4 protein-coding genes and 1 pseudogene are annotated in these 4,750 nt (G+C 67.8%); 1 reads left to right on the plus strand and 4 read right to left on the minus strand.

What is annotated here, in order from left to right; translation table 11 throughout:
• The 4 genes and pseudogenes from RKP46_RS09740 to RKP46_RS09755 all read right to left on the minus strand — a co-directional run.
• Positions 1 to 756: pseudogene (locus tag RKP46_RS09740) on the minus strand (hypothetical protein); the annotation flags it as partial.
• Positions 753 to 1,289, minus strand: a complete 537-nt coding sequence (locus RKP46_RS09745) for a hypothetical protein (protein WP_311106466.1) — start codon at positions 1,287 to 1,289, stop codon at positions 753 to 755. The pseudogene RKP46_RS09740 and the gene RKP46_RS09745, both read right to left, overlap by 4 nt.
• 64 nt (positions 1,290 to 1,353) lie before the next feature.
• Positions 1,354 to 1,854 carry a hypothetical protein gene (locus RKP46_RS09750; RefSeq protein ID WP_300332465.1) on the minus strand — a complete coding sequence of 167 codons (501 nt, stop codon included), beginning with the start codon at positions 1,852 to 1,854 and terminating at the stop codon, positions 1,354 to 1,356.
• Between the two features lie 16 nt (positions 1,855 to 1,870).
• Entirely contained in the window at positions 1,871 to 3,829 is a 1,959-nt protein-coding gene (locus RKP46_RS09755) for a phage tail sheath C-terminal domain-containing protein (protein ID WP_311106467.1), read from the minus strand.
• Positions 3,830 to 4,352: 523 nt separating this feature from the next.
• Here RKP46_RS09755 and RKP46_RS09760 point away from each other — a divergent pair.
• Positions 4,353 to 4,750, plus strand: a 398-nt coding sequence (locus RKP46_RS09760; protein WP_311106468.1) for a hypothetical protein, incomplete at its 3' end; no start/stop codon positions are given.

Consider the following 4,750-nt stretch of genomic DNA (forward strand, 5'->3'; position numbering starts at 1 on the left):
AGTAGGGCCGGGCGCCGCGGCGCTGACCGGCGGCGGCTCGGCGAGCGGCGGCGCGCGTCGTGCGAGCGACGCGGGCGCTGGCGGCTCGACGCGCTGCTCTGCACCGACACGCGTGGGCGACGGCTGGTGTTCGGTCAGCCCTCGACTCCGCGGGGGTTCGCTGGCGCCGTTCGCTGCGCGCCAGCCGGCGGCACGGGTCGGGTGTGCCGCCTGTAGCGGGCGTGGCATTTGGTCAGCGCGCTGGGCAAGCAAGGAAGTCGCCGGCATCGGAAGCGAAGCCGCGGGCAGCGTCGGCGCCTGGCCGGCCGGCGAGGTGGCCGACCCAGCGAGCGCCGACGGCCGTGGCCCGGCGGGCGCCGCAGGCGTCGAACGCGTCGGCGACTCTGACGAATGCTGCGCGAGGCGTTGCAGCGTCGGCGGCACGTCGGCATCGGCGCGCGCCTCCTCGCGCGAGTCGCCGGGCACGCGCGCCGGCCGACCAGCGGCGGCTTGGCCGCCCGGCGCAGTGCGGGAAATCGCCTCGCCGCTGGCGCTGACGCTTTCCAGGAATGCCGTGGGTACGGCGGGCGCCTGAGTCGGCGCAGCTCCGGGATCGGTCAGCCGACCCAGGCAGCGCGCGAAGAGTTCTTCCATCGCCTCCGCCGGATCGCCGATCGGCTCGGCGCCGATCACCGGCAGATGATCGGCCGGCAGCGCAAACAGCGTTTCAGCCAGGCGCAGCGCACACCCGGCGGCCTCGTCAAAAGGCCGCTTCATGCCGGTTTCCGTGGCGTGCCAGCAGCCTGCAGCCGCTCGATTCCGGCCAGATAGACGGCAAGCTGCCCGGGCGTCAGCTCGGCCACCTGCGCCGGCGTCCACCCGAAATGCCAGGCGAGCAACACGTGCGATTCGCCGATCGCGCTGGCGGCAGCGTTCTGCGCCGCCGAAGGCTCGCGCTCCAGACCGGAAATGCGGTTGACTGCGGCGACCAGAAAATTGACCAGCCCGGCGTTCATCTGGCGAATCTGTTCGAGCGGCAACTGCGGCTCGACGAGCGACTCCTTGACCATCAGCAGCGGGGCGAGCGACGAATCTTCACGCGCGGCACGCGAAATCAGCGCCAGCGTCGCCACTTTCAGCGGGCGCAGGCGAACCTGCCCGCGCCGCGCCGCGCCGCTCTCCGCGCCCGGTTGCAGAATGCTGGCGGGAACCTCGACATCGTAGGTCAGCAGGCTGCCGGCGAGCAGTTCCTGCGCGCTGAGAAGCTGAGCGCTGCCCGCTTCGCCATCGCCCTGGGCAACGTCGTTCATAGCCTGATTGCGGACGGCCTGCATGCGTCAGGAACCTCCGTTGGATCGCGCTCGGGCGCGCCGATCAGCTTTCCTCGTAAGCAACCCGCATCGCCTGGAAGGTGATCGCTTCCATGACGAAGGCGTCGCTCGGAATGTTGTACGTCCAACTGTCGAACTTGACGCCGAAGACCGTCACCTTGGTCTGCTGCTCGGGATGCGCCGGGTCCTTCAGCGTCGAAATCAGATTGAACGAGGGTTGGGCAAAGGTCGCTCCGGACGGCGGGCTGACCGCGCCGTCGCCGAGCAGCAGGCGCAGCAGCGCGCCATTGACGTGCGCCCGTTCGGCCGAACCCGACACCTTGAGAATGCCGGGGCGCAAGTGCGTCGGGTAGCGCCGGCCGATCTCGTAGAACGGACGAACGTCGCTGCTGATGCTGATCTGGACGTTGGTCAGGCGGCCGACAACGTTCGACAGGTCGTACTGCGACACCAGCGCGTTGGCTGCCTCGCCTTCAGGAGTGGAGGTATCCTCGACGCCGAGGACGAGGACCGCATCGGTAGCGCGCAAGACATCGTTGGGCATGGTCGGATCTCCTGTCTTACTGCAGCGTCATGACGACGCGGATGAAGTCGATGCTGAAGGTCGGCTGGATCGTCATGACGACATTGACCTGGCCGGCGATTTCCTGCGCGCGCGTCGCGGTGACGTCCAGTTGGTAACCGGTGAGCGCTTCGTCTTCGACCATTCCGGTGAGAAAGGCATCGAGCGTCGCCTTCAACGCGGCGCGCACGCGCGAGTTGTTCAGTCGCCCGAGATAGGGGTTGGCCGCCGAGCGCACGCCGTACTTGGCATAATCGACGATGCGGCGCGTCGGAATCGCTGAAAAAGGCTGGCCGACGCCTTCCGTCGTCACGCCCTTGAGGACACGCAGTCCCTGGCGCGCGACGATGGTCAGCACGTTGCGCTCGATCAGTTGCGCCTGCTGGCCGCGGTTGGCCGACAGGCTGATGCCGGGCAGATTGATCGACTTGTTGGTCAGGCTGGTGTGCACCGGCAGCGCGGCGATCAGGCCGGCAACAGCGGCCGCCGTGTAGGCCGCCGGCAAGTCCGTGCCGTCCGGGTTGCGGATTCCCGGAGCGACCAGAACGAGGCGGCCGTCGGCCAGCGTATGGCCGAGGAAGTCGGCCACCTCACTGCCCGCGGCACCGATCACGCCCAGCCGTTCGAGGTCGGTTTCCTCGGTCGCTTTGAGGTGACTGAGCAGCACCGCGCCCATCTGACGCGCGTCCTGACCGGCGAGGACGACCAGGTTGACGAGCATGTTCGAAATCGCTTCCAGCCCCGCCGCGTACTCGTCCTCGCCGGCGTCGGCGCCGTTCGCGCCGCCGACGTTGCTGCCCGTGCCGAAGAACGCGGCGACGTCAGCGGCCGGTTTCGTTCCGCCATTCGTCGCGTCGGCAACGACGCGCACCAACCGCGAGCTGCTCGCCTGCACCGCCAGCGTGCGCCCGTCGGGAACGACGTAGCTTTCCTTCAACTGGCCGTGCGTCAGGCTGACCTGCACGCAGTCCGCCGCTTCGACCAGATAGCTGGCAGTCAGCACATCGCCGGCGACGGCGCGTGGCGCCTCGCCCGTGGCGAAGTCGAGGTCGCCGTTCCACACCGTGATGAGCACTTCGCCGGGTTGCGGGTCGGCATGGTCGACGGCATAGGTGGCGACGACCGTCTGCCCGGCGGCCGGTGCCTGCGTCGCGGCAAAGGTAAGTTCGCTGGTGTTCGGATTGATCCGCACCTCGTTCAGCGCCGGGGTCGCCGCCAGATCGTAAAGAATCGTCCCTGCCGTCACCCCGCTCGGCGGCTTCGCCCCATACGCGCGTAGCGGGCTGCCGCTGCTGTCGAGGACGAGCAGCGAATTGATCGAGGCGACCTGGGCGAGCCGCGGATGGGCCAACTGATAGCTGCCGCCGCTGTTCTTGCCCACCGTCTCGTCGCGCACGACGAAGCGATAGACCAGATCGAAGGTATCCACGCGCCGGGTGTCGCCGCGCACGACCTGAATCCGGTTCTGCGGATTCGGCTGGACGCTGGAATAGGTCAGCGCGGCGAACGACGAGGTCTGCCGCTCGCCGACGATGCGCGCCGGCGCCTTGGCCGGGCTGACCGAAACCTGGATGTCGTTGCCCCAGGAGCCGGGAGTCGTCGCGGCGAGAACGGCAACCGTGTTGCCGGCGCCGTTCTTCAGAGCGAAGCTCGCCGACGCGGCGCGCGGGCTCGCCACACGCACGGCGACGACGGTCGACGCGCCGTTGGCGTAGGCCAGTTGCACAGCGCGCGTCAGCGTCAGCGGATGCGCTCCGTCTTCCGGGCTGGCGTGATTGTCCGCCAGGCCAAAGAGCTCGCGCGCCTGCGCGAAACCAGACAGCGTAATCGGCGTCGCCAGCGGGCCCGACCGGGCGGTGCCGACGATGCCGACGATTCCGGTCGCCACGCCACCGGCGGAGATCAGCCCCTCCGCGCGTACGTCGATGTAGGTGCCCGGTACGATCATTTCTGACATGGCGATCTCCTTCGATTCGAGGTCGCTCCACGCGTCAAGCAGCACCGCGCTCCACGACTTCCCAACACGATCAAAGCCCAGCAGCGAGAGGATAGACAGACGAAAGACAGATGAAAGACAGACCAGCGAAGCCGACACCTGGGCCGACTATCGCAGAATGCCCGACCTTCGTCAAATGGACGGTTGGCCGCGAGGAAAGTTCGGCAGACCAATAAAATGAGTTGCTTGTAAGGGCTTGCGCGATTCGCCGCGGCTGCCGCCAACCAGCCACGGGGGCCGGCCGCCTGACGGCGCAGTGCACCTGCCAATCCCGCCGCCAAGACCTGAGCGACGAAATACAAGCGCTTGTGCACTAGTTCATAACGCCACGCCGGCGACCCGAGCGACACTGCGCAGCAAGTCGGGTCGCCCTGGTCGCGAGGCCAATCAGGCAACCCGGTAGCGTTCCAGCAGCCGCCAAACGGCTGCCCGCGCAACGCTTTCCCTGTCAACACGCATCATTGCTTCTGGAGCACCACAGAGTATGAACAAGCTATTGACCCTGGTCGCTGTCGCTTTCGGCACCAGTCTCGCCCTGCCGGCTGCCGCTCTGACGGTCGACGGGAATCTGGCGGACTGGGGAATCAATCCGGCCACCTGGGCACCGGCGCCGGGCTCCGGCATCCAGGCGACGATCGAGGACGACACCGGCGGCGGCGCCTTCTACCTCAACCCCGGCTGGGGCGGCCAGGCCTATGACGCCGAAGCGCTCTACGCGAATCTCTCGCTGACCGACCAGAAGCTCTACATCGCGCTGGCGACCGGGCACAACCCGCGCACGCTGAACCAGCCGTCAGCCAACAGCTACGGTGCTGGCGACTTTGCCATCGACTTCGGCAAGGACGGCAGCTACGAAGTCGGCATCAACATCAAGCACGTCAC

The organism is Accumulibacter sp., assembly GCF_031732815.1.
Taxonomy (GTDB): Bacteria; Pseudomonadota; Gammaproteobacteria; order Burkholderiales; family Rhodocyclaceae; genus Accumulibacter.

Bases quoted from the DNA above. Each gene is read 5' to 3' on its own strand.
- RKP46_RS09750 (WP_300332465.1), bottom strand. From the start codon at position 1,854: ATGCCCAACGATGTCTTGCGCGCTACCGATGCGGTCCTCGTCCTCGGC.
- RKP46_RS09755 (WP_311106467.1), bottom strand. From the start codon at position 3,829: ATGTCAGAAATGATCGTACCGGGCACCTACATCGACGTACGCGCGGAG.
- RKP46_RS09745 (WP_311106466.1), bottom strand. From the start codon at position 1,289: ATGAACGACGTTGCCCAGGGCGATGGCGAAGCGGGCAGCGCTCAGCTT.